24 protein-coding genes are annotated in these 24,397 nt (G+C 63.2%); 11 read left to right on the top strand and 13 right to left on the bottom strand.

Features of this window, described 5'->3' with window-relative positions:
- Positions 1-61: 61 nt before the first annotated feature.
- The 3 genes from AB7532_RS33440 to AB7532_RS33430 all read right to left on the bottom strand — a co-directional run bounded on the left by AB7532_RS33440 (position 62) and on the right by AB7532_RS33430 (position 2,390).
- Positions 62-277, bottom strand: coding sequence for a hypothetical protein (locus tag AB7532_RS33440; protein WP_008132706.1), 216 nt, complete (start codon positions 275-277; stop codon positions 62-64).
- A gap of 144 nt (positions 278-421) precedes the next feature.
- Positions 422-1,231 (bottom strand): cysteine rich repeat-containing protein, encoded by an 810-nt coding sequence (locus AB7532_RS33435; RefSeq protein WP_441238908.1) that lies wholly within the window; start codon positions 1,229-1,231, stop codon positions 422-424.
- Positions 1,232-1,388: 157 nt separating this feature from the next.
- Positions 1,389-2,390, bottom strand: a complete 1,002-nt coding sequence (locus AB7532_RS33430; protein WP_441238907.1) for an NADP-dependent oxidoreductase — start codon at positions 2,388-2,390, stop codon at positions 1,389-1,391.
- Positions 2,391-2,602: 212 nt separating this feature from the next.
- Between AB7532_RS33430 and AB7532_RS33425 the strand changes: the two genes are divergently transcribed.
- Complete coding sequence (locus tag AB7532_RS33425) at positions 2,603-3,901, top strand: dicarboxylate/amino acid:cation symporter (protein WP_441238906.1); 1,299 nt, start codon at positions 2,603-2,605, stop codon at positions 3,899-3,901.
- A 9-nt stretch (positions 3,902-3,910) separates the two neighbouring features.
- Positions 3,911-4,837, top strand: a complete 927-nt coding sequence (locus AB7532_RS33420; RefSeq protein WP_441238905.1) for an amino acid ABC transporter substrate-binding protein — start codon at positions 3,911-3,913, stop codon at positions 4,835-4,837.
- A 159-nt stretch (positions 4,838-4,996) separates the two neighbouring features.
- Here AB7532_RS33420 and AB7532_RS33415 read toward each other — a convergent pair whose 3' ends face one another.
- On the bottom strand, positions 4,997-5,800 hold the full coding sequence (locus AB7532_RS33415) for an ATP-grasp domain-containing protein (RefSeq protein ID WP_441238904.1): 804 nt from the start codon (positions 5,798-5,800) through the stop codon (positions 4,997-4,999).
- 374 nt (positions 5,801-6,174) lie between these two features.
- Here AB7532_RS33415 and AB7532_RS33410 point away from each other — a divergent pair, with 374 nt between their 5' ends.
- From AB7532_RS33410 to AB7532_RS33395, 4 genes are all read left to right on the top strand, one after another.
- Complete coding sequence (locus tag AB7532_RS33410) at positions 6,175-6,948, top strand: ferredoxin--NADP reductase (protein ID WP_441238903.1); 774 nt, start codon at positions 6,175-6,177, stop codon at positions 6,946-6,948.
- 330 nt (positions 6,949-7,278) lie between these two features.
- Positions 7,279-8,154, top strand: coding sequence for a patatin-like phospholipase family protein (locus AB7532_RS33405; protein ID WP_441238902.1), 876 nt, complete (start codon positions 7,279-7,281; stop codon positions 8,152-8,154).
- Between the two features lie 202 nt (positions 8,155-8,356).
- Complete coding sequence (locus AB7532_RS33400) at positions 8,357-9,982, top strand: FMN-binding glutamate synthase family protein (protein WP_441239409.1); 1,626 nt, start codon at positions 8,357-8,359, stop codon at positions 9,980-9,982.
- A 107-nt stretch (positions 9,983-10,089) separates the two neighbouring features.
- Positions 10,090-10,329 carry a PilZ domain-containing protein gene (locus tag AB7532_RS33395; protein WP_441238901.1) on the top strand — a complete coding sequence of 80 codons (240 nt, stop codon included), beginning with the start codon at positions 10,090-10,092 and terminating at the stop codon, positions 10,327-10,329.
- A gap of 224 nt (positions 10,330-10,553) precedes the next feature.
- Here the strand turns inward: AB7532_RS33395 and AB7532_RS33390 are convergent, their stop codons facing one another.
- From AB7532_RS33390 to AB7532_RS33375, 4 genes are all read right to left on the bottom strand, one after another.
- Positions 10,554-11,849: a hemolysin family protein gene (locus AB7532_RS33390; protein ID WP_441238900.1), complete on the bottom strand. Its 1,296-nt coding sequence runs from the start codon at positions 11,847-11,849 to the stop codon at positions 10,554-10,556.
- 124 nt (positions 11,850-11,973) lie between these two features.
- Positions 11,974-13,950: a carbohydrate porin gene (locus AB7532_RS33385; protein ID WP_441238899.1), complete on the bottom strand. Its 1,977-nt coding sequence runs from the start codon at positions 13,948-13,950 to the stop codon at positions 11,974-11,976.
- A gap of 395 nt (positions 13,951-14,345) precedes the next feature.
- Positions 14,346-14,609 (bottom strand): hypothetical protein, encoded by a 264-nt coding sequence (locus AB7532_RS33380; RefSeq protein WP_441238898.1) that lies wholly within the window; start codon positions 14,607-14,609, stop codon positions 14,346-14,348.
- A 139-nt stretch (positions 14,610-14,748) separates the two neighbouring features.
- Positions 14,749-15,555 (bottom strand): creatininase family protein, encoded by an 807-nt coding sequence (locus AB7532_RS33375; RefSeq protein ID WP_441238897.1) that lies wholly within the window; start codon positions 15,553-15,555, stop codon positions 14,749-14,751.
- Between the two features lie 154 nt (positions 15,556-15,709).
- Between AB7532_RS33375 and AB7532_RS33370 the strand changes: the two genes are divergently transcribed.
- From AB7532_RS33370 to AB7532_RS33350, 5 genes are read left to right on the top strand one after another with little or no spacing between them, the layout of a single operon-like run.
- Positions 15,710-16,732, top strand: coding sequence for an ABC transporter substrate-binding protein (locus AB7532_RS33370; protein ID WP_441238896.1), 1,023 nt, complete (start codon positions 15,710-15,712; stop codon positions 16,730-16,732).
- Positions 16,733-16,742: 10 nt separating this feature from the next.
- Positions 16,743-17,555, top strand: coding sequence for an ABC transporter ATP-binding protein (locus AB7532_RS33365; protein WP_441238895.1), 813 nt, complete (start codon positions 16,743-16,745; stop codon positions 17,553-17,555).
- Positions 17,552-18,370 carry an ABC transporter permease gene (locus tag AB7532_RS33360; protein ID WP_441238894.1) on the top strand — a complete coding sequence of 273 codons (819 nt, stop codon included), beginning with the start codon at positions 17,552-17,554 and terminating at the stop codon, positions 18,368-18,370. Before AB7532_RS33365 ends, AB7532_RS33360 begins: the two co-directional genes overlap by 4 nt.
- Positions 18,370-19,359: a 2-hydroxyacid dehydrogenase gene (locus tag AB7532_RS33355; RefSeq protein ID WP_441238893.1), complete on the top strand. Its 990-nt coding sequence runs from the start codon at positions 18,370-18,372 to the stop codon at positions 19,357-19,359. Before AB7532_RS33360 ends, AB7532_RS33355 begins: the two co-directional genes overlap by 1 nt.
- The gene (locus AB7532_RS33350; protein ID WP_441238892.1) at positions 19,359-20,051 is read left to right on the top strand and encodes an AprI/Inh family metalloprotease inhibitor; all 693 of its coding nucleotides are present in this window, start codon (positions 19,359-19,361) and stop codon (positions 20,049-20,051) included. The genes AB7532_RS33355 and AB7532_RS33350 overlap by 1 nt, the downstream gene beginning before the upstream one ends.
- On the opposite strand, the gene AB7532_RS33345 is transcribed toward AB7532_RS33350, so the two are convergent.
- The 5 genes from AB7532_RS33345 to map form a co-directional block, all read right to left on the bottom strand.
- Entirely contained in the window at positions 20,045-20,221 is a 177-nt protein-coding gene (locus AB7532_RS33345) for a hypothetical protein (protein WP_441238891.1), read from the bottom strand. The genes AB7532_RS33350 and AB7532_RS33345 overlap by 7 nt on opposite strands.
- Positions 20,222-20,343: 122 nt before the next feature.
- Complete coding sequence (locus tag AB7532_RS33340; protein ID WP_441238890.1) at positions 20,344-21,255, bottom strand: hypothetical protein; 912 nt, start codon at positions 21,253-21,255, stop codon at positions 20,344-20,346.
- The gene (locus AB7532_RS33335; protein WP_441238889.1) at positions 21,233-22,309 is read right to left on the bottom strand and encodes a hypothetical protein; all 1,077 of its coding nucleotides are present in this window, start codon (positions 22,307-22,309) and stop codon (positions 21,233-21,235) included. The genes AB7532_RS33340 and AB7532_RS33335 overlap by 23 nt, the downstream gene beginning before the upstream one ends.
- 389 nt (positions 22,310-22,698) lie before the next feature.
- A complete protein-coding gene (radC, locus tag AB7532_RS33330) occupies positions 22,699-23,412 on the bottom strand; it encodes a RadC family protein (RefSeq protein WP_441238888.1) in 714 nt (237 codons plus the stop codon).
- Between the two features lie 82 nt (positions 23,413-23,494).
- A complete protein-coding gene (map, locus tag AB7532_RS33325; RefSeq protein WP_441238887.1) occupies positions 23,495-24,313 on the bottom strand; it encodes a type I methionyl aminopeptidase in 819 nt (272 codons plus the stop codon).
- Between the last annotated feature and the right edge of the window lie 84 nt (positions 24,314-24,397).

Raw genomic sequence — 24,397 nt, 5'->3', positions numbered from 1 at the left:
GTGTCCGAAGCAGTGACGTTGCGAAGCATAGCCAAACCGCGGCGGCTTGGCTATTCGCGCGTCAGACGCAACGCTTCACGTAGACCCCGTTCACCAGTACCCGCGTGCAGCGGACCACCGGAACCGGCTTGCGGACCACGACGGCGGCATTCGGTCCGGCGCAACCGGCGCGATAGACGCCGCGGGCGCAGACCACCGCGTTGGCGTCGGTGGCCTCAAAGGTCATGGTCGCCCCGAAAGCGAGGAGCGCGGAAGCGATGAGCAGCAATGAACGCATGGCTTTCTCCAGATCTTGAATGGGGTCTTTGTCGTGAGGTCTTGTCGTGATTGAAATCGGATGTCGGCAAATCGTTTGTCGCGGCAGGCGTGCGAAAATTCATTCGCGCACGCCGCAATTCATCGTCGTCCAGGTGCGCCCCGGCTATCGCGCCGCGAAGGGCGCCAGCACGTCCTTGCAGGCGGGCGACAGCGATGCAGCGTTGCTGCTGATGCACTGAATGATGCGGCCGCCGCCGGGCGGGACGCCAGCGCAGAGCGTGCGGACGTCGGCACCGCATGCCGAGCGCACGATGAACAGTTCTTCGCGCGGCCGTAAGGGACGCAGAACGATCACGGTCGGCGCCGCCGCCGGTGCTGCCGCGGCAGGAGCAGCGCCCGCGGGCGCTGCCGTCGCTGCTGCGCCGCCGCCGCCAACCGCAGCGGTCACGGCCTTCTCACAGGCCGGCGAAACCTTGGCCTTGTTCTTCTCCAGGCATTGCAGCGCGGGGGCACCGCCCGGCGGCACGCTGGCGCACACTTTGGGATAATCGGCACGGCACGCGCTCTTGACCGCAGCGACCTGCGCGCTGCTCGGCTGCTTTGCGGCGGCCGCTTTCGGAGCAGCTGCAGCAGCCGGCTTCGCCTCGGCGGCCGGCGCGGCTTCCGTTTTTGCTGGCTCAGATTTGGCAGGAGCAGCTTCAGTCTTCGGCGCCGCAGCGGGCTCGACGGCGCGAACTGCGGTCTGGCATCCCGACGACAGGCTGGACATGTTCTTCTGGAGGCATTGATACGCTTCTACGCCGCCGGGCGTCACGCTCGCGCAGTGCGCCATGAAGTCCGAGCGGCAGGCGGAACGGATGGCGCTCTTCTGCGCCTCGGTCGGTGCTTGCGCCAATGCGCCTGTTGCAGTTGCGAAGAGAGTTGCGGCAAGCAACGCGCTACGCGTTGAAGCATGTTTCAACGTGTTGAACATTTGAGTGAATTCCTGCCCTGTCGATAACGCCGACGATTTTTTAAATTGAATGTGATGCAAGCAATCGCCGCGGGTGATGCCGCGTGCGGCATCATTGGCCGCTTTGGCCACTACCGCAAGTAGATATTACCTCGGCAATTGCGACGTAACTACGTCGTCAAAGTTTGATCATGCGCTTGCCGCGGTTCTCGCCCGCAAGCAATCCAATCAAAGCTTGCGGCGTGTTCTGCAATCCGTCGATGATGTCTTCCTGCACCTTCAGCTTGCCGGATTTCACCCAGGCCTGAAGCTCGGCGAGCGCGCGCTGGCTGTCCTTCATGTAGTCCATCACGATGAAGCCCTGCATGACGAGCCGCTTCACCACGATCAGTCCGGGCACGCCGCGCGGTCCGTGCGCGGAGGGCGCGCCGTCATATTGCGAGATCGCGCCGCAACAGGCGATCCGGCCGTAATTGTTCATCTGGGGAATGCAGGCTTCCAGTATGTCGCCGCCGACATTGTCGAAATAGACGTCGATGCCTTTGGGCGCCGCAGCGCGCAAAGCCTTGAACACCGCGCCGTCCTTGTAGTCGACGGCGGCATCGAAGCCGAGCTCGGAGGTCAGCCAGTTGCACTTGTCGGCGCCGCCGGCGATGCCGACCACGCGGCATCCCTTGATTTTGGCGATCTGCCCGACGATCGAGCCGACCGAACCTGCGGCCGCCGACACCACGACCGTCTCGCCCTCCCTGGGCTTGCCAACCTCGAGCAGGCCGAAATAGGCGGTGAGACCGGCGATGCCGAACACGCTGAGCAGATGCGTCATCGGTTCGAGCTTCGGCATTTTCGTCAAATGCTTTGCGGGCACCGCCGCATATTCCTGCCAGCCCGTATCGCCGAACACGATGTCGCCCGGCGCAAGCCCCTCGGCCTTCGAGCTGACGATTTCGGCGATGCCGCCGCCGGCCATCACGCTGTTGGCTTCGACGGCCGAACGATACGTCGCGCCGTGCATCCAGGCCCGGTTGGCGGCGTCGAGCGAGATGTAACGCACTCGCAGCAACGCCTCGCCGTCCTTCGCCTCCGGCATTGCACCATCGACCATCTTGAAGTGCTCGGCGCCGAGCTTGCCGCTGGGCTTTTCCACCAGAAGAATCTGGCGATTGACGCTGCCGCTCATGACGTTTCCTCTTCGTGTGTTTTGACGATTATTGATGCAGGTGCCGCAAACAAAACGTGCAAGCCGCATTCGTTGTGCGCTGCGTGAAGGCTAGAGCGCGCGCGTTGGTTTCGCAACGGGAACATCTCGCAACACGAATGCACGCAAAGCGTGTTGCGTCGCTGTCATATCTGCGACATCATGAAGCGGCCGGTAGCGTGGGGGTCCTTTCAATGTCGAACAGGTTTACGCAATACATTCTGGCCGCGATGGTGCTGGGCATCGTCATGGGCTCCGCGATCTACAACTTCCTGCCCGAGACGCGCGGAGACTGGGCCTCATCCATCAACCTGATCGCCATGATGTTCCTGCGCCTGATCAAGATGATCATCGCGCCGCTGGTGTTCGCGACCCTGGTCGGCGGCATCGCGCACATGGGCTCGGGCTCCAAGCTCGGCCGTATCTTCGCCAAGACCATGGGCTGGTTCATCAGCGCCTCCTTCGTGTCGCTGCTGCTCGGCCTGATCATGGTCAATCTGCTGCAGCCCGGCGCCAACTTCCCCGGTACGCTGCCGCAGGCGGGACAATCGACCGGTCTGCCGGTCTCGGCCTTCTCGATCGAAAAATTCCTGACCCATTTGATCCCGACCTCGATCGCGGACGCGATGGCGCAAAATGAGATTTTGCAGATCGTTATCTTCGCCGTGTTCTTTTCGGTGGCGATGGGATCGATGCCCGAGCGCTCCAAGCCGATCCTGGCGCTGATCGACGACATCGGTCACATCATGCTCAAAGTCACGGGCTATGTGATGCTGTTTGCGCCGATCGCGGTGTGGGCTGCCATCACCGCGACGGTCGCGAAGAACGGCCTGCTGGTGCTCTGGAAGCTCATCGTCTTCATGGGCGGCTTCTACCTCTCGCTCGCGATTCTGTGGGGCATCCTGGTGGTCGTCGGCTTCATCGTGATCGGCCCGCGCTATGGCCATCTGTTGAAGCTGGTGCGCGAGCCCTTGATGATCGCCTTCTCGACCGCGAGCTCGGAAGCGGCCTATCCGAAGACGCTGGAGGCGCTGAACAAGTTCGGCGCCTCGTCGCGGATTTCGAGCTTCGTGCTGCCGCTCGGCTATTCCTTCAACCTCGACGGCACGATGATGTACTGCACCTTCGCAGCCGTCTTCATCGCGCAGAGCTATCACATCGACATGCCGCTCGGCACCCAGCTCGCGATGCTGGCAACCCTGATGATCACCTCGAAGGGCGTCGCCGGCGTGCCCCGTGCCTCCCTCGTGGTGATCGCCTCGACGCTGTCGCAGTTCGGCATCCCCGAGGCGGGCTTGTTGATGATCATGGGCATCGACACCTTCCTCGACATGGGCCGCAGCGCCACCAACGTGATCGGCAACACGCTTGCGACCTCGGTCGTGGCGAAGTGGGAAGGCGAGCTGGGGCCCGAGCATGAGCTCGGCCCCGACGACGCTGTGCCGGGCGATATGGTGCCCGGCGAAGTGCCCGCGATGGCCGGCCATGGTTAGGAGCGCACCATGGACAAGTCGTTGGCGAGGTCATTGAGCCGCGGTTGCGTGTGGCTCGCGGCATCGTTGCTCGCGACCGCGGCGTTCGCCCAGACCAGCAGCGAAGGGCTCAGCCCGACGCTGTCGGCCATCAAGAAAGCGCACACCGTGCGGCTCGGCTATCGCGAGAGCTCGCCGCCGTTCTCCTTCCTCGATCAGTCCAATCGCCCGATCGGCTACAGCCTCGAGCTCTGCGAGGCCATCGTCGAGGAGATCGGCATCGAGGTCGACGATGTCAGTCTGAAGATCGACTACGTCAAGGTCACCTCCGACGACCGCATCGACGCGGTGGTCCAGAACAAGATCGACCTGGAGTGCGGCTCGACCACGGCCAATGCCGAGCGCGGCAAGCGCGTCGCGTTCTCGCCGCTGATGTTCGTCGCCGGCACCAAGCTGATGGTGCCGAAGGCCTCCCCCGTCCAACAGCTCGCCGATCTGAAGGGTAAGACCGTCGTGGTGACCAAAGGCACCACCAACGAGCAGGCGATCCAGACCGCCGACAAGAAGTTGTCGCTCGCGCTGAACATCGCCGTCGGTGCCGACCACGAGCAGTCCTACCAGATGCTCGTCGACGGCAAGGCCGATGCCTTTGCCACCGACGACATCCTCTTGTCGGGCCTGATCGCGCGCCACAAGGCGCAGGACAAGTATCGCGTCACCGGCGATTATTTGTCCTACGATCCCTACGGCATCATGTTCAGGAAGGGCGAGCCGCAACTCGCGGCCGTGGTCGAGCGCGCCTTCCGCAAGCTCGGCTCCAATCGCGATCTGGTCCCGCTCTACAACAAATGGTTCACCGCGCGGCTTCCGACCGGCGAACGCCTGAACGTGCCGATCTCGCTGCAACTGGAAGAAGCTTTCAAGGCGATGGACGATTCCGCCAGCGCGAATAATTAGGCCGCTGTTCCGTCATCCTGAGGTGCGAGCCCGGCGGTGCATAGCACCGTTGGGCGAGCCTCGAAGGATGAGCGGCCCCGCTGGTGCAGCCGGGCCGTCGCCCTTCGAGTCCTCCGCTGCGCTTCGGCACCTCAGGGTGACGGCGATAGATCGGGGCGCTCAGTGCGTTTCCCCGAACACCCGATCCAGCGCGGCGTCATAGGTCGCCTGCACCAGCTCCGGATGCAGCTTCGCCAGCGCTTCCATCATCACGCCGGAATTGATCTCGAGCACGCGCCACTGACCGTCGACGCGCACCAGGTCAATCGACGCGAAGGCGATGCCGATCGCGCGCGCAGCGTCGATCGCGAGCTTCACGCAAGCCGCGCGGACCTCGCCGTTCTCCAGCAACACCGGTTTTGCGCCGGCATCGAGATTGTGTCGCCAATCTGTGCCGCGTTGCTTGCTGTAGACGACGAGAGGCACGTCATCGAGCAGGATCACACGGACCTCGTCCTCGATCGCGACGTAGGGCGAGATCACGAGCCCGGCGCTCATCGAAAAGACCTCGACAACCGCGTGGTCGAGTTGCGCCTCCGTCGTCACCTTGAAGACAGATCGACCCGATGTGCCCTCGTTCGGCTTCACCACGACACCTTGCGGATGATCGGCAAGCAGCGCGAGCATGTCCTCTCGCCAAATGGAGCCGACGACATGCGCGCCCAGCTTCGGATTGAGGAAGAGGTGATGAGCAATGCAGGGCACGCCCGCCAGCGTCAGCGCTTCGGCGGTGGCCGATTTGTCGTTGGCGAGGCGGTGCGCGATGGCGCTGTTGAGGCCGATATCGTAGCCGAACGCGAAGCGGTGCTCATTCCCTCGCCGCATCGCGATCAGCCATCCACCGGCGCGGACATCGACGTCGATGCCATGGCGTGCGCCATAGCGCCTGATGGCCTGCACGAATGTCCGTTCACTGCTTGCCATGGGGTCTCGATCGTTCCTGGCGTCAAAAGCCGCAAAAATGCGGGAATCGGCGCCAAGCCGAAGTGAAAATCAGAGCTATTCTTAATGAAATTATCGCGAGCACCACGGAAATTAAGTGCTGCATTCGACCCCGAATGGGAAAAGAAATTGCCCTTGAGGCTGTCGGGACAGCACATCCGTTAATGATGCGGCCAGTTCGGGGGCAAATGCCTGATAGCCCGGCATCAATTGCACCCGGAACGAGGTTGATTATTGGTCTCAATGGCGTAGATCACACACGCGAAATCCTCCGCCATGGCAATGGTGTCCGCCCGTTTTCAGGGCCGGGCAACGCTTTTGCCCTAAAACCGCAATTATTCGGAATATCGAAAATCATGAGCGCGTTTTACCGAGAGAAGGTTCTGTCCGTCCAGCACTGGACCGACACGCTGTTCAGCTTCCGCGCCACGCGCGACACCGGCTTCCGCTTCCAGAACGGCCAGTTCGCCATGATCGGCCTCGAGATCGACGGCCGTCCCTTGCTGCGCGCCTACAGCATGGCGAGCGCCAACCACGAGGAAGAGCTCGAGTTCTTCTCGATCAAGGTTCAGGACGGCCCGCTGACCTCGCGCCTCCAGAAGATCAAGGAAGGCGACACCATCCTGGTCGGCCGCAAGGCGACCGGCACGCTGATCACCGACAACCTCATCCCCGGCAAGCGGCTGATGCTGCTCTCGACCGGCACCGGCCTTGCCCCCTTCGCCAGCCTGATCAAGGACCCCGAGGTCTATGACCAGTTCGACAGCATCGTGCTGGTGCACGGTTGCCGCCAGGTCTCCGAGCTCGCCTATGGCGAGAAGCTCGTCGCCAGTTTGCGCGAGGACGAGCTGTTCGGCGAGCTGCTCGCGGACAAGCTGATCTATTATCCGACCGTGACCCGCGAGCCGTTCAAGAACCGCGGCCGCATCACCGACCTCATCAACTCCGAGCAGATCTTCAACGACATCGGCCAGGGCCCCCTCAACATCGAGACCGACCGCGTCATGATGTGCGGCAGCCCCGCGATGCTCGAAGAGCTGAAGGTGATGTTCGAGGGCCGCGATTTCATCGAAGGAAGCGGCAACAAGCCCGGCCACTTCGTGATCGAGAAGGCGTTCGTCGAGAGGTAAGCGCCGCTCGGCCTTTACCACACCACAGGTGTCGTCCCGGACAAGCGCAGCGAAGCGGAGCGCCGATCCGGGACCCATAACCACAGGAAGTGGTTTGGGGAAGACGCGTGGTTACCAGCTCGCGCAATAATATCTCCCTGTGGTTATGGGTCCCCGCTTACGCGGGGACGACACTGGTGGTGTGACCGGCATCTCGCCTCACACCACGCGTCCTCTCACCATCCTCCCCCGACTTTGTTATTGGCGCGGCGTCACTGAACGCTGCTATATGCTCCCGCCAAAATCTCGCCTTGATGTTGCAACGCGAGAACGGGGGGAGCTGCGCACATCTTGTCCGTGATTGATCATGGCCCGCCGAAACCGACCGCCTTCGTGCTGGCGGGCGGCGGCAGTTTCGGGGCGATCCAGGTCGGGATGATGCATTCGCTGGCGCGGCACGGGGTCGTCGCCGATCTCGTGGTCGGCTCCAGCGTGGGCGCGATCAACGGTGCCTATTATGCCGGCGATCCCTCGCTCAAGGGCGTGCTCGGGCTTGAGGCGGTCTGGCGCGGCCTGAAGCGTCATGATGTCTTCCCGGTCACCTGGAAGAGCCTTGCCGGATTCATGTGGCGGCGCGATTTCCTGATTCCCCATGACGGCATCCGCAAGCTGGTCGAGGACCACATCCCCTATCGCAAGCTCGAGGATGCTGCGCTGCCCGTGCACATCGTCACCACCGATTTCGTCTCCGGCGAGAGCGTGGTGCTGTCGGAGGGGTCGACGGTGGAAGCGATCCTGGCGTCCACTGCGATTCCCGGCGCGTTCACGCCGGTCCATTACCGCAATCGGTTCCTCGCCGATGGCGCGCTCTCCTCGAACACGCCGGTCCGGGTCGCGATCCAGAAAGGCGCCAAGCGGCTGGTGGTGCTGCCGACCGGGCATGCCTGCGCGGTAAAGGATCCGCCGGTCGGCGCGGTCGCAAATGCGCTGCATGCGCTGACGCTGCTGATCGCGCGGCAACTGGTGGCCGAGCTCGAAGGGCTCTCCTCGGACATCGAATATGTCGTGGTGCCGCCGCTCTGTCCGCTGGTCGGCTCGCCCTATGATTTCTCGCGCACCGACGACCATATCGAGCGCGCGGTCGCCAGCACCGACGCCTGGCTGGCGCAAGGCGGCCTCGAGCAGCACGGCGTGATTCCGCACGAGGCGCAGCCTCATGGTCACTGATTTGTCACCTCATTTGAATCTATTGCACTGCAAAAGCACGCCTCCGAACGGATTGATTTGCGGCATCCGGATTCGGTAGCCTCAAGCCAGCTCCTCGTCATATCCATGGACGTGGCGCGGGCGTATCTTACCCCGTCATTCTGACGAGAGGGATGTGGTCGTGGCCAACGATAACAAGACGCAAGCTTCGCCCGAAGGGCTGATGGAGACGCTGCTCCTGCCGTTCTCGCCGCGCTTCATCGTGCTGACGATCTGCGCGGTGGTCACCGCGCTCCTGACCGGCATCGGCTTCGCCGATGGCAAGATTTTCGACATCCTGCTGATCCCGATCCTGATCTTTGGCGCGCTCACTTTGCTCGGCGTGCGCGACCTTCTGCAGAAGAGCCACGCGGTGCTGCGCAACTACCCGATCTCCGCGCATATCCGCTTCCTGCTCGAAGAGATCCGCCCCGAGATGCGGCAGTATTTCTTCGAGAGCGAGAAGGACGGCATGCCGTTCTCGCGCGACACCCGTTCGCTGGTCTATCAGCGCGCCAAGATGGAGCTCGACAAGCGCCCGTTCGGCACCCAGGAGGACGTCTATCGCGAGGGCTATGAGTGGATGCATCATTCGGTCTCGCCCAAGTCGCATGCGGAGGACAAATTCCGCATCGCCATCGGCGGCCCCGATTGCAAGCAGCCCTATTCCGCCTCGGTGTTCAACATTTCGGCGATGAGCTTCGGCGCGCTGAGCCCGAACGCCGTGCGTGCGCTCAATGCCGGCGCGAAGAAGGGCGGCTTCGCGCACGACACCGGCGAGGGCGGTTTCAGCCCCTATCACCGCGAGATGGGCGGCGACATCATCTGGGAAATCGGCTCCGGCTATTTCGGTTGCCGCCATCTCGACGGCACGTTCGATCCAGAGGCATTCGCACGCGTCGCAGGCCAGGATCAGATCAAGATGGTCGAGCTCAAGATCAGCCAGGGCGCCAAGCCCGGACATGGCGGCGTGCTGCCGGCGGCGAAGGTCTCGGAGGAAATCTCGAAAATCCGCGGCGTTGCCATGGGCGAGGATTGCATCTCGCCGGCCTCGCATCGCGCCTTCTCCACGCCAACAGGCATGATGCAGTTCATCGCCGAGATGCGAAAGCTCTCCGGCGGCAAGCCGGCCGGCTTCAAGCTCTGCATCGGTCATCCCTGGGAGTTTCTGGCGATCTGCAAGGCGATGCTGGAGACCGGCATCTATCCCGATTTCATCGTCGTCGACGGCAATGAAGGCGGCACCGGCGCCGCGCCGCTGGAGTTCATGGACCATCTGGGCATGCCGATGCGCGAGGGCGTCAATTTCGTGCACAACGCCCTGATCGGCATCAACGCCCGCGACCGCATCAGGATCGGCGCGTCCGGCAAGATCGCGACCGCCTTCGACATGGCGCGGGCGATGGCGATCGGCGCCGACTATTGCAATGCGGCGCGGGGCTTCATGTTCTCGCTCGGCTGCATCCAGTCGCTGAGCTGCCACACCGACCGCTGCCCGACCGGCGTCGCCACGCAGGACCCGACGCGGGCGCGCGCGCTCTATGTGCCGCTCAAGATCGACCGCGTGCACAATTATCATCACGCGACGCTGCACTCGCTGACCGAGCTGATCGCCGCCGCCGGCCTCGAACATCCGCAGCAGCTGCGCCCGATCCACTTCAGCCAGCGGACGTCGACGACCCAGGTGCAGACCTTTGCGCAGCTCTATCCGGCGCTGCGCCCCGGCGAGCTGCTCGAAGGCACCGAGGACCCGCGCTTCCGCGATGCCTGGCGGATGGCGCAGGCGGCGACGTTCCAGCCGGCGCTGTAAGGGCTATTCCACCGCATGATACCGCCGCTTTTTCGCGGCGGCAAAAATTCAGCTTGGACCAGGTTGTGTTTTAACGTCTGCGTCAGCTTCGGGTGTAAATTGACCCGATGGACGAGCGGCGTGACAAAGCCAGGCATCGCGTGCTGAAAGCCGGAACGATCGAGTTCGGCGGCGGCGCGATCTCCTGCACCGTCCGCAATTTCTCCGACACCGGCGCTGCCCTCGACGTTACCAGTCCGGTCGGAATTCCCGAGCACTTCACCTTGTTCATCCAGGCCGATGGAACGCATCTCGCCTGCACCGTGGTCTGGCGCAAGGAGAAGCGGATCGGGGTGAGGTTCGGGTGAGGTCTTAGTGTTGCGCAAACTCACGCAACAAACGCCACTGTCGTCCCGGACAAGCGAAGCGCAGATGCGGGACCCATAACCCCAGGGAGGAGTTGCCGCGCAAGCTGGCAACTCCGAGTCTTCACCAAATTCAATCCTGTGGTTATGGGTCCCGGATCAGCGCTCCGCTGCGCTACGCTTGTCCGGGACGACAGCGGTAATTGAGGCTCGCTCTATCGCTCGAACTAACCCGTCTCCACCTCGCTCAGCCGGCTGGCCAGAATCTTGTCGATTCGCCGCCCGTCGAGATCGATCACCTCGATGTGCCAGCCGGCGAAGTCGAAGGCATCGCCGACATTGGGCAGCATGTTGAATTGTTGCAGCACGAGGCCCGCCACCGTGTTGTAGCGGTGCGGCGGCAGCGCGATGCCGAGCAGCTCGCCGAACTCGTCGACCGGCATCCAGCCGGAGATCAGCAGCGAATCGTCGTCGCGCCTGACATAGGCCGGCTCCGGCGGTCCTTCCTCGGAATGGAAGGCGCCGACGATCGATTCGAGGATGTCGGCCGTCGTCACCATGCCTTCGAAGGCACCGTATTCGTCGTAGACGAGACCGATGTGAACCGGCGCGGCTTTCAGGATGGCGAGCACATCGCGGGCGTCCGCCGAGGCCGGGATGCCGGGCGCTTCGCGCACCAGCGCGCGCAGATCCGGCGTGCGTTCGCTCATATAGGCGATCAGCAGATCCTTGGCCTGGAGCACGCCGATCGGCTTGTCGCGATCGCCGTCCGAGACGGGAAAGCGCGAATGCGGGCTCTTGACGATGGTCTCGTGAATGGCTTCCGGCGTATCTCGCAGGTCGATCTCGTTGACCTCCGTGCGCGGCGTCATGATCGCGCCGACCGGACGGTCGCCGAGCCGCATCACTCCGGCGATCATCTCCTTTTCGCCCGACTCCAGCACGCCCGCGTTCTCGGCCTCGGTGACGAGATGATGAATCTCGTCTTCCGATACCTTCTCTTCGGACTTGCCGCCCTGGCCGAGCAAAGTGAGGATCAGCTTGCCGGAGAGATCGAGCAGGAAGACCAGCGGCAGCGAGACCTTCGCCAGCAAGTGCATCGCCGGCGCAACCTTCACCGCGATGCTTTCGGGGTCGCGCAGCGCCACCTGCTTCGGCACCAGCTCGCCGACGATCAGCGTCGCATAGGTGATCATCGTGACGACGAGTCCGACGCCGACGATGTCGGCGACGCCCGAGGACAGGCCGACCTCGACCAGCCATTGCGTCAGCCGCTGCCCGAGCGTCGCGCCGGAGAAGGCGCCCGAGAGCACGCCGACCAGCGTGATGCCGATCTGCACCGTCGAGAGGAATTTGCCGGGATCGGCCGCGAGCGTCAGCGCCCGCTCGGCGCCGCGGACGCCCTTGGCCGCAAGCAGCGACAGCCGGCCCGGGCGGGACGAGACCACGGCCAGCTCGGACATGGAGAGAAGGCCGTTGATGACGATCAGGACGACGACGATGATGATTTCGACGGACAACATTTTGCGCAATGGAGAGGGATATCGAGCCCGGCGGACGCCGGGCCGAGGCCTTTATATATGAACTCCATGCGCGATATGCCCGGTTCCGCCCCAAATTGTCGCAGCGGAACCCCGGTTATGCCGGTCAGAACTCGGCGTGCAGACGTCCCGAGAAGATCGAGACCGGCCCGCGATCGGCATTGTAGGCCGGATTGGTGATGAGTTGATAATCGGCGGTGAGAGTGACGCCCTTGATCACCGAGTAGGCGTAATACGCTTCGAGGATCCGCTCGTTGCTGTAGTTGAGACGGCCGTCGCCGATCAGGAGGCCGACGCCGCCGGCTGCGAGGAAGTCGCGATGCGCGGCCGACAGGCCGTTGATGGCGCCGCCGATGCCGATCGTGTCGTCCGGCCGGCCCCAGCGGCTGCCCTTGATCGACAGGCCGGCTGAAACGCTGCGGTCGATGTCGGTGAAGGACAGGATCTGGTTCTGGCCGTCGTTCCAGCTCGCGCGCGCGAACAGACCGACATCGGTGACGAGCTGCTGCTCGAGATTGACGTAGAAGCCGTATTTGGAGCGGGTACGCCGGTTCGCGACCGCGATGTCGTTGATGTCGAGTGCGGGGTTCGCGGCGGCCTGCGCAACAACTTCGTTGTAGTTCGCGGTGTTGCCCTCATTGGCGAAGACGCCGACGCGCAGCTTGCCGGGCTGCTCGAAGATCGCATGGCGCTCCTCGAATTCCAGGACCGCGCCGCCCTTCTTGTAGACCAGCGTATCGCTGTTGGGCGCATCGGGCACCTGGAACAGGCCGCCGCGCACGGCCCAATCCTTGCGATTGAGCTCGACCACGGCGCCGCGCGTGTAGCCGGGCAGATCGGCGGGGAAATCGTACGCCCCCGACGACCACATCGCCCAGTTCATGAAGTCTGCGCGCGGATCCTTGGCGTAGGAGTTGCCGTCGAAGAAATCGCCGACGGCAAAACGGCCGACGATCAGCGTGACCCGGTCGATATCACGCTTGCCGGCAAGCTGGTTCGGCGCGTCGGGCACCTCTTCCTGCTCGCCGCCGAGGCCGAACGTCTGCTTGAAATAGTAGCGCTGCGCGCGGATTTTCGGGAACGGGGCGCCGGCTTTCTGCGCCTCGCCGTTGGAGAAGCCGGCAAGTCCGAGCGTGCCGTTGATGCCGAAGCCCTGCGCCAGCTCAGGATTGAAATAGAACTCGCCGCCGTCCCATAGCCGCGCGCCGAGGAACGCGGTCGTGGTCCATGTCGCCTGAAACTGGCCGCTGCCGGGCAGGCTTTGCGGGCTCGCATAGGGCGAGCGGATCGGCCCATAGCCCTGCGGCAGCACGGTCGTCTGGGCGTGAACGTTCCAGTCAGCGGATTCTGGCAGCTTGGTCTTGCCGTTGATAACAGGCATCCAGGGCGTATCGCCAAACTGGTAGTTGAGGCCGAGCTTGAACAGGTGAACGCGCGGCTCGACATCGACATTGGCGAGGCCAAACCCGCTGAGATCATAGGTTCGGCGCGACAGCGCGACGTAATCGTACTCGGCCTTTGCGGTCCAGTTGCCGCTGACCGCGAATTCGAGGCCGAGTCCCGCCGTCCAGCCGGCCTGGTACTTTCCGACCGGAAACAGCTCGGAGACTCCATCGGCATCGTTGACGTTGATGTGCGTATGGCCCCAGGCAAACCCTCCGGTGACGAAGGGCAAGAAGCGGTCGAAGGCATAACCGATGCGGCCACGCACGGTGCCGACGTAATCAAGCGTGGTGTTGAACGGAGTTGGCGACCGCTCATGCGCGACGATATCGCGCGCACCGGTGAACGTGGCGTCCGCCTCGATGCCGAGCACGATACGGTTCGCGAGTTGGCGATTGTAGCCGAGTTGATAGCCGCCGTTGAAGCCGGTGGCGCTGGGCGGCAGGATCACGCCTTGCAGCGGCAGCGAATGGGTGCCGGGTCCGAAGCTTGAATCGCCGTAGCCGAAATGGCCGCCGGCATAGAAGCCGGTCCAGTTGTAGAGGGTTTTTGCCGTCCGCGCCTTGAGCGGGAGATCTGCCGCAAGGCTCGCGCCTGGCAGGGCCAGCACGCCCGAGGCGATCGCCGCGGCCGTCCGCATGTACCGGTGTCGATGACCGCTCAACTTCAAAACGCACGCCCCCAAACGCGAAATGTCACCCGCCGCGATATCCCTGCTGATTCGCGGCGCCCCTGTCATCAGGTCTTGGGTGCTGACCGGCCAGACCCAGACGATGCCGATTCGACGAGATTTCTTCCCAAGCCCCTCTGCTTGTTCCAAAGTTTATTGCGATTAATTCGCAATAGCAACTAATCCGGGTGACCGCTGATGATGGTTGGCACCCTTGTGTGACGGAGCTGCAACAAATTCGCAGGGCCCAAAATAGATGACCCCGCCCGGGGGGACAGCCGGGCGGGGTCGGGGCACGACACGGGGTGGATGAGGCGCCCGTGTCGGACGCAGGATCCACGTGAGATCGGCCTCAGGTACTCAAATCAGTAGCAGCTGCGAACGCGGCCGACGTACTGGCCGAAGGCGTTGTACTGGGCGACCCAGCCGCAGCGGTGATAGCCGTTGTAATAGGGGTCGTTGCTGGCGGCGACCGCGGAGCCGATGACGGCGGCGGTGGCGATGCCGGCACCCACACCCCAGACCCAGCCGGGCTGCTTGGCTTCGGCCGAAGAGGTGGTGGACACGATGCTGCCGGTGACGGCGAGGGTCGCGAGAGCGACGGCGGCAATCTTGGTCTTGATCGACATGTGAAACTCCATCCGGGTTGAGGCGGTCCGTTGTGGCCCGCGTGCTCAGTTGGACGGAGGCTCCTCGCGTCGGGTTCGAATGCGCGAAAAGCGGCCGTGAAGTTCGGCCTTTTCCTGAATAATTCCAGGATGATGGGTGCTAGCCGAGAGGGCCTTTGGCGAGCCTGTTCACGTCGAAGTTATCGACCTCGGCCAAAAGCTCGCAGAAGGCCGTCGCTCCCTGGTCGAGCAACTGCTCGCCCTTCGCAGCCACGCCGAGCGTCGCATTGCCGACTGCGCCGGAGGCGTTGAGATCCTGCGCCTGCCAGGCGAACGGCGCGGGACGCTGCGTCGACAGCCAGCGATATTGTTTTTCCAGCGCGATGCTGCTCGCGGGAAAATCCGCGATCGCCTCCCTGCGCACCTGATCGGGATAGCGTGCCAGCATGATCGACGTCTCGACCGCGCCGCCATGAATGCCGTGCCGCACTTCATCCGCCGCGAACAGCCTGTCCGCACCCGACAGCCGCGACCACGACGTCGTCACCACGAACATTTTTCGATGGGCGCGCAGATCCTGCGCAATCAGCATCATGGCCGCGCTGTTGCCGCCATGGCTGGTGATGATGACGAGCTTCTTCACGCCGCGCCGCGCGACGTCCTCGCCGATTGCAGTCCATCGCTTCAGCGCGATGTCGGTCGGCAGCGTCTGCGTGCCCGGATAGTCGATATGCTCGGTGGAAATCCCGATCGGTTCGACCGGCAGGAACGTCGCCGGAATGGTATCGGGCAAGAGCTCGCGCACACGCGCAAGATACGCGTCCGCGATCAGCACGTCGGTGGTCAGTGGCAGATGCGGGCCATGCTGCTCGGTCGCCGCAAGAGGCAGCACCGCGATCCAGCGCGACGCATCCGAAAGGGCGGTCTCGGCCCAGCGGATATCGGACCAGTCGCGGGAAGGCATCATCGAGGTTTCTTTGCCCGAATTTGTCACGTATTTTGGGTGTATGAGGGGACGCGGGCCAGGCCGGCTCGCGTCCCCGAACTTCATGCGGTTCTATCGCGTTGCGCTCACGTGAGCCAGACGCGATTGGGCTGGAAGCGATCGACGGAGTGCCATTATGACCCCCTCTCATCTGCGGCGAGCACTTGCGGCGGGCCTGATGGCCGCTCTGGTCTCGGTTGTAGCGGCGCGCGCCGAGACGCTGGACAAGGTCACCTTCGGCACCAACTGGGTCGCCGAGGCCGAGCATGGCGGGTTCTTCCAGGCAGTCGCCGACGGCACCTACAAGAAATACGGCCTCGACGTCACCATCGTTCCCGGCGGTCCGAACGAGAACAACCGGATGCTGCTGATTGCCGGCAAGATCGATTTCTTCATGGCCGCGAACACGCTGATGTCGTTCGACGCGGTCGCCAACAACGTTCCCGTCGTGACCATCGCCGCGGTGTTCCAGAAGGATCCGCAGGTGATGCTGACGCAGCCGGACGCGAAGGTCGCGAAGATCGAGGATCTCAAGCCGCTGACGCTGTTCGTGTCCAAGGAGGGCATGACCAGCTATTTCCAGTGGCTGAAGTCGGAATACGGCTTCAACGAGAAGAACGTCCGCCCCTACAATTTCAATCCGCAGCCCTTCATTGCCAACCCGAAGAGCGCGATGCAGGGCTACGTGACGTCGGAGCCTTTCGCGGTCGAGAAGGCCGCCGGCTTCAAGCCCAACGTGCTGCTGCTCGCCGATTCCGGCTTCAACACCTATTCGACCCTGATCGAGACCCGGCGCGATGTCGTCGAGAAGAAGCCGGACCTGGTGCAGCGCTTCGTCGATGCCTCCATGATCGGCTGGTACAATTACATCTACCGCGACAATTCCGCCGGCAATGCCCTGATCAAGAAGCTCAATCCGGAGATGACCGACGAGCTGCTGAAATACTCCGTCGCCAAGATGAAGGAATACGGCATCGTCGATTCCGGCGAGTCCTTGAGGAACGGCATCGGCGCGATGAGCGACGATCGCTACACCTCCTTCTTCAACAAGATGGTGAAGGCCGGCGTCGTGAAGCCTGATCTCGACTTCCGCAAGTCCTACACGCTGCGCTTCGTCAACAAGGGCGTCGGCGTCGAGCTGCGCCCGAGCAAGCCGTAGCGCAAGGTCGATGTCGTCAGCCAAAACCTCCGGTGTCGAGACCGGCCTGACGGCCGTGGCCGTCAGCCTGCGTGGCGTGACGAAGGCGTATGACAATGGCGTCACGGCGCTCGGTCCGTTCGATCTTGCCGTGCGCAAAGGCGAGTTTATTTCGCTTTTGGGCCCGTCCGGTTGCGGCAAGTCGACGGCGCTGCGCATCATTGCAGAGCTCAGTGCGCCGTCGTCAGGCATCGTGCGGGTGGCGCGCCACGAGGGCGCGCCGCAACCGGGGCACGGCATCGGCTTCGTGTTTCAGGAGCCGACCCTGATGCCCTGGACCAGCGTGCGCGAGAACGTGCGGCTGCCGCTGAAGCTCGCCGGCGTGCCGAAGGCGGACGCGCGTGCGCGGGCCGATCGGGTGCTGGCCAGCGTGGGCCTTGCCGATTTCGCCGATGCCTACCCGCGCGAGCTCTCCGGCGGCATGAAGATGCGGGTATCGCTGGCGCGCGCGCTCGTCACCGATCCCGATATCCTCCTGATGGATGAGCCGTTCGCCGCGCTCGACGAGATCACGCGCTTCCGTCTCAACAACGATCTGCTGGCGCTGTGGCGCAGCCTTGGCAAGACCGTCATCTTCGTCACCCATTCGGTGTTCGAGTCCGTTTATCTGTCGCAGCGCGTCGTGGTCATGACGGCGCGGCCCGGCCGCATCCAGGCCGACATCCGCATCGAGACGGTCGAGCCGCGCGGCGAGGCGTTTCGCACCTCGGCCGCCTATTCCGATTATTGCCGGCGCGTGTCGGCCGCGCTGGCGCCGGCCTATTCGGAGCAGTCGACGCTATGAACCCGCAAGCCGCCGTCACCGCAAGGCCGTCAGGCGTGCAGCGCGCGATGCCCTTCGTGCTGCCCGTCATCGTGTTCGCGGCGGGACTGCTCGCCTGGGAACTGCTGGTCCGCATCAAGGACATCCCGCCTTACGTGCTGCCGGCGCCCTCGGTCATCGTCCTGACACTGATCAAGGACTGGGCGGTGCTGTCACAATCGCTCGCGGCCACGCTTCTGACGACACTGGAAGGCTTCGTCGCCGCCAGCATCGGCGGCATCGCGCTGGCGCTGCTGTTCAACCAGTCGAAATGGGTCGAATATTCGCTCTTCCCCTATGCAATCGTGCTCCAGGTGACGCCGGTGATCGCGATTGCGCCGCTCCTGCTGATCTATCTGGAGCAGCAGACCGCAGTCGTCGTCTGCGCCTTCATCGTCGCCTTTTTCCCGGTGCTGTCGAACACCACGCTCGGGCTCAATTCGGTCGATCGCAACCTTGCGGGCCTGTTCCAGCTCTATGGCGCCTCGCCGCCGCAGACGCTGCGCTTTCTGAAGCTGCCGGCGGCGTTGCCCTATATTCTCGGGGGCCTGCGCATTGCAGGCGGCCTGTCCTTGATCGGCGCGGTCGTGGCCGAAATCGCGGCGGGAACGGCCGGTGCGGGCTCCGGGCTTGCCTACCGGATCGCCGAATCCGGCTATCGATTGAACATACCCCGCATGTTCGCAGCGCTGCTTTTGTTGTCGCTGGCCGGGATTGTCATCTATGGGGTGCTGGCGTTAGTTTCCCACCTCGTTTTACGGCGCTGGCACGAAAGCGCGCTTGGAAAGGAAAACTGATGTCTACCGGTTCGATTTCGTCCGAAAAGATCGACCTTCTGATTTATGGTCCGGTGCGGCCGATCCTCGAGAACGGGTTTTCCGATCATTTCGTCGTGCACAAGGCCGAGACGCGCGGCGACCTCGAGCGGCTGACGCCGGCGGTCCGCGACAAGATCCGCGGCGTGGCGGTGACCTATCACACGGTCCACGCCAACAAGGAATCGCTGTCGCAGCTGCCCAAGATCGAGATGGTGGCGAGCTTCGGCGTCGGCTACGACCACGTCGACGCCAAATACGCGGCCGAGCACAACATCATCGTCACCAACACGCCCGACGTGCTGACCGAGGAGGTCGCCGACGTCGCGATGGGCCTCCTGATCTCCACCGTGCGTGAGTTCATCAAGGCCGATCGCTATGTGCGCTCCGGCCTGTGGCAGACCCAGAACTACCCGCTCAGCGTCGGCTCGCTGCGCGACCGCAAGGTCGGCATCGTCGGCATGGGCCGGATCGGCCAGGCCATTGCGCGCCGGCTCGATGCCTCGCTGGTGCCGGTGGTCTACCACTCCCGCAATCCCTCGAAGGACGTCTCCTACAAGCACTATCCCGACCTGATCGAGATGGCGAAGGCGGTGGACACGCTGATGGTGATCGTCCCCGGCGGAGCCTCGACCAACAAGATGATCAATGCGGAGGTGTTCAAGGCGCTCGGCCCGCGCGGCGTGCTGGTCAACGTGGCGCGCGGCTCCGTCGTTGACGAGGCGGCGCTGGTGCAGGCGCTCAAGTCCGGCACCATCCTGGCCGCCGGCCTCGACGTGTTCGCGGCCGAGCCGAACGTGCCGGACGAGCTCAAGACCATGCAGAACGTCGTGCTGTTGCCGCATATCGGCTCGGCGTCGGTCGTCACGCGCAACGCGATGGATCAGCTCGTGGTCGACAACCTCAAGTCCTGGTTCTCAGGCAAGGCGCCGCTGACGCCGGTTGCCGAAACGCCGTTCAAGGGGCGCTGATGAACCTTCTTCGGGGCGTCGCATTCGCGATCGCGGCCTGCGTGGCCGCGATCGGCATCGCGCATGCACAGGATGCGACGACCCTGAAGAAGGAGATGCTCGGGCAGTGGGAGCTCTCGACCACCGAGCGCAGCAAGACCTGCGTCGTCACGATGAAAGGCGACGCCGCGGGCCAGGCCTTCAAGCTGGAGCTGGAGCCGGCCTGCAAGACCGCGCTGCCCTTCACCAAGGACATCGTGGCCTGGAGCGTCAGGGGGCTCGACATCGTCCGTTTGCAGGATGCGACCGGTGAATCGGTGATCGACTTCACCGAGGTCGAGGCCGGCATCTTCGAAGGCCTGCGGCAGGGCGAAGGCGTCTACATCCTCCAGGATCTCGCCGCGGCCCGCTCGATGGCCAAGTCGATGGACCAGATGATCGGCGACTGGTCGATGGTGCGCGGCAACGGCCAGCCGGTGTGCGGGCTGACGCTGACCAACACCGAGGCCGGGCCCGACAATTTCCAGGTCTTCCTCAAGCCGAAATGCGACGCGACCATCGCGCAGTTCAACCCGACGCAATGGCGCCTCGAGCGCGGCCAGATCATCCTGATGTCGAAATCAGGCGACGTCTGGCAGTTCGAGGCCGACGACAACGCGCAATGGCGGCGCGTCCCCGACACCGCCGATCCCCTGATCATGCTGCGTCAGTAGGCGTTGCCGGGTTCGCGGGGCATCATGCTCCCGGACGTCACTGTCTCGCGTTGAACTGACGGGGCCACGGGCTCGGTGCCCGCGAAGATCGCCGCGGCGAGGAGATAGGTGAATCCGAAGATCGCCAGCGCCATCACAGGCACCGGCAGATTGTGCAGCCAGTCGCTCACATGCCGCTCTTGCTACGTGATTTGGGGTGGCGAGATCAGCCGCATCGCCGATCTCGCCGACGACGATGCGGCGCACGCGAAATGCCCCCCGGTAATCCGTCCTTCCGCGGAGCGGGTTCAGCCTAGTTTCGTCTCTTGAAGAGCTGCATCTTGCTGGAAAAATTGGCGAACCCGACGACGCGTCCGTCGGAAATGCCGGTCGCATCTGTCACCGCGCCGGCGGTCGAGGTCAGCTTCTTGAGGGTCTGGCCCGTATTCGTGCCCGTCGCAAGATAGGGAATGTCGTCGCCTTCCTCGGCCACGATCACATTGCCTCCCGAAAATGAGCAGCTTGTTCGCGCCAATCCGATGAACGCCCCCACAGCCGTATCTGTCGCCGGTTGAACGCCGTAAAACAGGTTGCAGACGGCCTGCTGCGCTGTGACCGCGTGGCCGTTGTAAACTGCCCACACATGTCCCTTGTAACAACCGAGTGCGCCATCTCCATGCGTATGCTCGACCGCCATACGCTTGCAGGCAATGTCGACCGCCCTGAACAAGAGGGGCGTAGACCCGGCGGTTCCTCCGATCGTGAAGGTTGCGCCCGAACCCGAACCACTTGTTGACGCCTGCGTCGCGGTCGTCGGCAGTGTCGAATAAAGGCCGGTACCCCAAATTGTGACTGATGCGATCGCGGTCCCCGTGACGGTGGCGACACGCAGGATCGCGGCATTTGCGCTGCCGACCAGAGTGCCGCCAGCCAGCACGATGAGGTCGCCAACGGCATAATTCGAGCCTCCGGTTGCGACCGTAACGGCGGAATAGATACCCTGGCCGCCGACGGCACCGCAACTGGTGATAATCGCCTCAATGTCTCCCGTGAGAACGCTCTCACCATACATCGATCCCTGAACATCGATGAGAGGGCGGGTGCATCCGTTCGCATCCAGTTTGGTGACGTTCTCGAACCGGCAGCCATTCATGTTGCCGATCAGAATATGGCACCGGTCGTAACCTGGCAGACGGAGCGCGTCATTCCAGCCCGGCAGGGTCAAATTGCGGAAGACGCATCGATCCAGAGTCGTGGCGTTGGTATTGCCATTGGCCCGCTGGTTGTCGTCCCAGATGAAGGCATTGCCCAAGGCCTCGACGAACAACGCATCGAACGCAATTCCTGAAAGGAACGTCCCGGCGGGCGTCATGGGGGGGGGAAGCCGGCGTCGCTTCCTTGAAAAAGCCGAACGGGGACGTGCCCATGAACATGCGGCCGGATATTTGCCAGGTGCCCATGGCGCCGCCATACGCAAAACCGATGCATGCCATTCGACAGTTGCCGATCGAACATTTGCCGTCGACAGCAAGGTCTCCATAGAGGTACGGCGAATTCTGATTGATGTACCAGCCATAGTAACAGCGATCGACCTGCACATGCCTGAATGCGGTGTGATCGCCGACGATATCGAGGCCGGCATAGAACCCCGAAATTCGAACATTGGTCAGCATGCGATGGGCCGCCCAGCAGATTCCGCTCACATTGCACCCGGTCGCGCCAATCGTATTTATGCTGACGGCCGGTCCGATCAGGCACAGGTCGCGAAACCAGGCAGCGCTGGTTGCGAAGTTGGTCGCCAAGTAGCGTGAGTCGGTCGTGTTGCTCGGACTTCCGGCTTGCTGCCCGCACATGACGGCATACGCAGTCCCGGGCGATGAGCCCATGTCCAAGGTCCATTGAAGTTGAGTGATGATATCGCCGTCACCCATCCAGTGGACCTGCGCATTGTTTACGCCCGGAGCAGTCGTGGCATTGTCGATGCGAAGAGGAAACTTGAGTGAACCCGGAGCTGTGGCCGTCGCAGCCGACATGATGTAGGTGCCGGCCGGTGAATAGATGATGCCGCCGCCGGCGGTCGTCGCCGTATCGATGGCCAATTGATGAGCATGCCACTCGATCGATTCCGTGAGGGCTGTCGCCCGCGGATACACGGCTTGAGCCGCAGCAAGATTGGCAAAAAACGCACTCAATGGATGCGCCAGTCCATCGCCGATCGCTCCAAAATCCTTCACGTTGAATACACGTTCACCAAAACGCAGAGGTATGCCGCCGGACATTGATCAACTTCCTGAGATTTGCACAATGAGAGTTGCCGTTTCGACAATTGCGTCACGGTCGTGAAGCGAACATGACGAAACATGCATCGCCAGGATGCACCAACATTCCGGTGGAATTACGATCCCTTCCGCGCGAAGCAGCGCGCCGCCTTGACGGGCGTTTGATCAATGCATGTTCGCATCCGGTGATGCGATCGATCGCGCGATGCAGGGGGCTGCATGGATTTGCAGCGATCCCATCAAGCGGGATGGCCAGACCGCGCGTTAGGCAGATTGCGCGGCCAGTCGCAAAAGCATGATCCGGAAAAGTGCGAAGCGGTTTTTCGAAAAGATCATGCTCAAACAACAACCTAAAGCGCGATGACGATTCGTCCGAATCTGATCGCGCTTTAGATCAGCCGCATTCCGCGCAAACTCGCATGCCCGCTCTTGCCCACAATAATGTGATCATGCACGGCGATGCCCAGCGGCTTGGCGATGTCGATGATCGCCTTCGTCATCTGGATGTCGGCCTGCGAGGGCGAGGGATCGCCGGAGGGGTGGTTGTGCACCAGGATCAGCGCGGTCGCGGATAATTCCAGCGCGCGCTTGATCACCTCGCGCGGATAGACCGGGGTGTGGTCGACGGTGCCGGTCTGCTGCACCTCGTCGGCGATCAGCTGGTTGCGCTTGTCGAGGAAGAGCAGGCGGAATTGCTCCTTCTCAGCAAAGGCCATGCTGGAGCGGCAATAGTCGATCACCTCGTTCCAGGACGACAGCGCGTTGCGGCTGTTGACCTCGCCCTTTGTCACCCGGCTTGCAGCGGCTGCGATCAGCTTGAGCTGGTTGATCGTGGCTTCGCCGACGCCGTCGATCTCGCGCAGGCGCGCCACCGGCGCGTGCACCACTTCGGCGAATGAACCAAAAATCTTGATCAGCATCTTCGCCAGCGGCTTGGTATCGCGCCGCGGCAGCGCCGGAAACAGCGCCATCTCGAGCAGTTCGTAATCGCTGAGCGCATCGGCGCCGGCGCTGTAGAAGCGCTCGCGCAGCCGTTCGCGATGGCCGAGATAATGCGGCGCGTCGTCAGGCTTGTTCTTGTCGTGGTCGGGCTTGGCGGGCATCGGCCGCCAGCATTGCCGGGGAACCCTGCTTTTGCAACCGTCAATTGCGGCGGCAAATCCAATTTAGATCAGGTGGTAATGATCACCCGATCTGTTTCTCGCCGTGCCGTTCCGACAGCGTGAAGATCTCGACGCCCGTCGCGGTCACGCCGACCGAGTGCTCGAACTGCGCCGACAGCGAGCGGTCACGGGTCACCGCGGTCCAGCCGTCGGAGAGGATCTTCACATGCGGCTTGCCGAGATTGATCATCGGCTCGATGGTGAAGAACATGCCGGGCTTGAGCTGAACGCCCTCGCCAGGCCGGCCGATATGGATGATGTTCGGCTCGTCGTGGAACATGCGGCCCAAACCATGGCCGCAGAAATCGCGCACCACGCTCATGGCCTGCGGCTCGACAAAACTCTGGATGGCGTGGCCGATGTCGCCGGTGGTGGCGCCGGGCTTGACGGCGGCGATGCCACGCATCATCGCCTCATACGTCACCTCGATCAGCCGCTCCGCCTTGCGCGCGATCGGGCCGACCGCATACATCCGGCTGGAATCGCCGTACCAGCCGTCGACGATGAAGGTGACGTCGATATTGACGATGTCGCCGTCCTTCAGCGGGCGGTCGCCGGGCATGCCGTGGCAGACCACGTGGTTGAGCGAGGTGCAGGTCGAATAGCGATAGCCGCGATACATCAGCGTCGCCGGATAGGCGCCGTGGCTGAAGGCGAAGTCGCGGACGAACTCGTCGATGCGATCGGTCGGCACGCCGGGCCCGACGATGTCGGTGAGCTCGTCAAGGCACTTCGCCACCAGCGCGCCGGCCTTGCGCATGCCGGCAAAGGCGCTCGGCCCATGCAGCTTGATCTGTCCGGTCTTGCGCAGGGAGGTATCGGAGGCTTCGACGTAGCTCATGCGTGTCAGGTCTTTGCGGGCTCGATGTCGGCGGAAAAGGCTTGATTTGAGGCCCTAATCTAATGATCGCGGGCTGTCATGCAA

It is taken from the genome of Bradyrhizobium sp. 930_D9_N1_4 (genome assembly GCF_052076015.1).
GTDB lineage: Bacteria > Pseudomonadota > Alphaproteobacteria > Rhizobiales > Xanthobacteraceae > Bradyrhizobium.
This window is presented reverse-complemented; position numbering and strand designations above follow the sequence as displayed.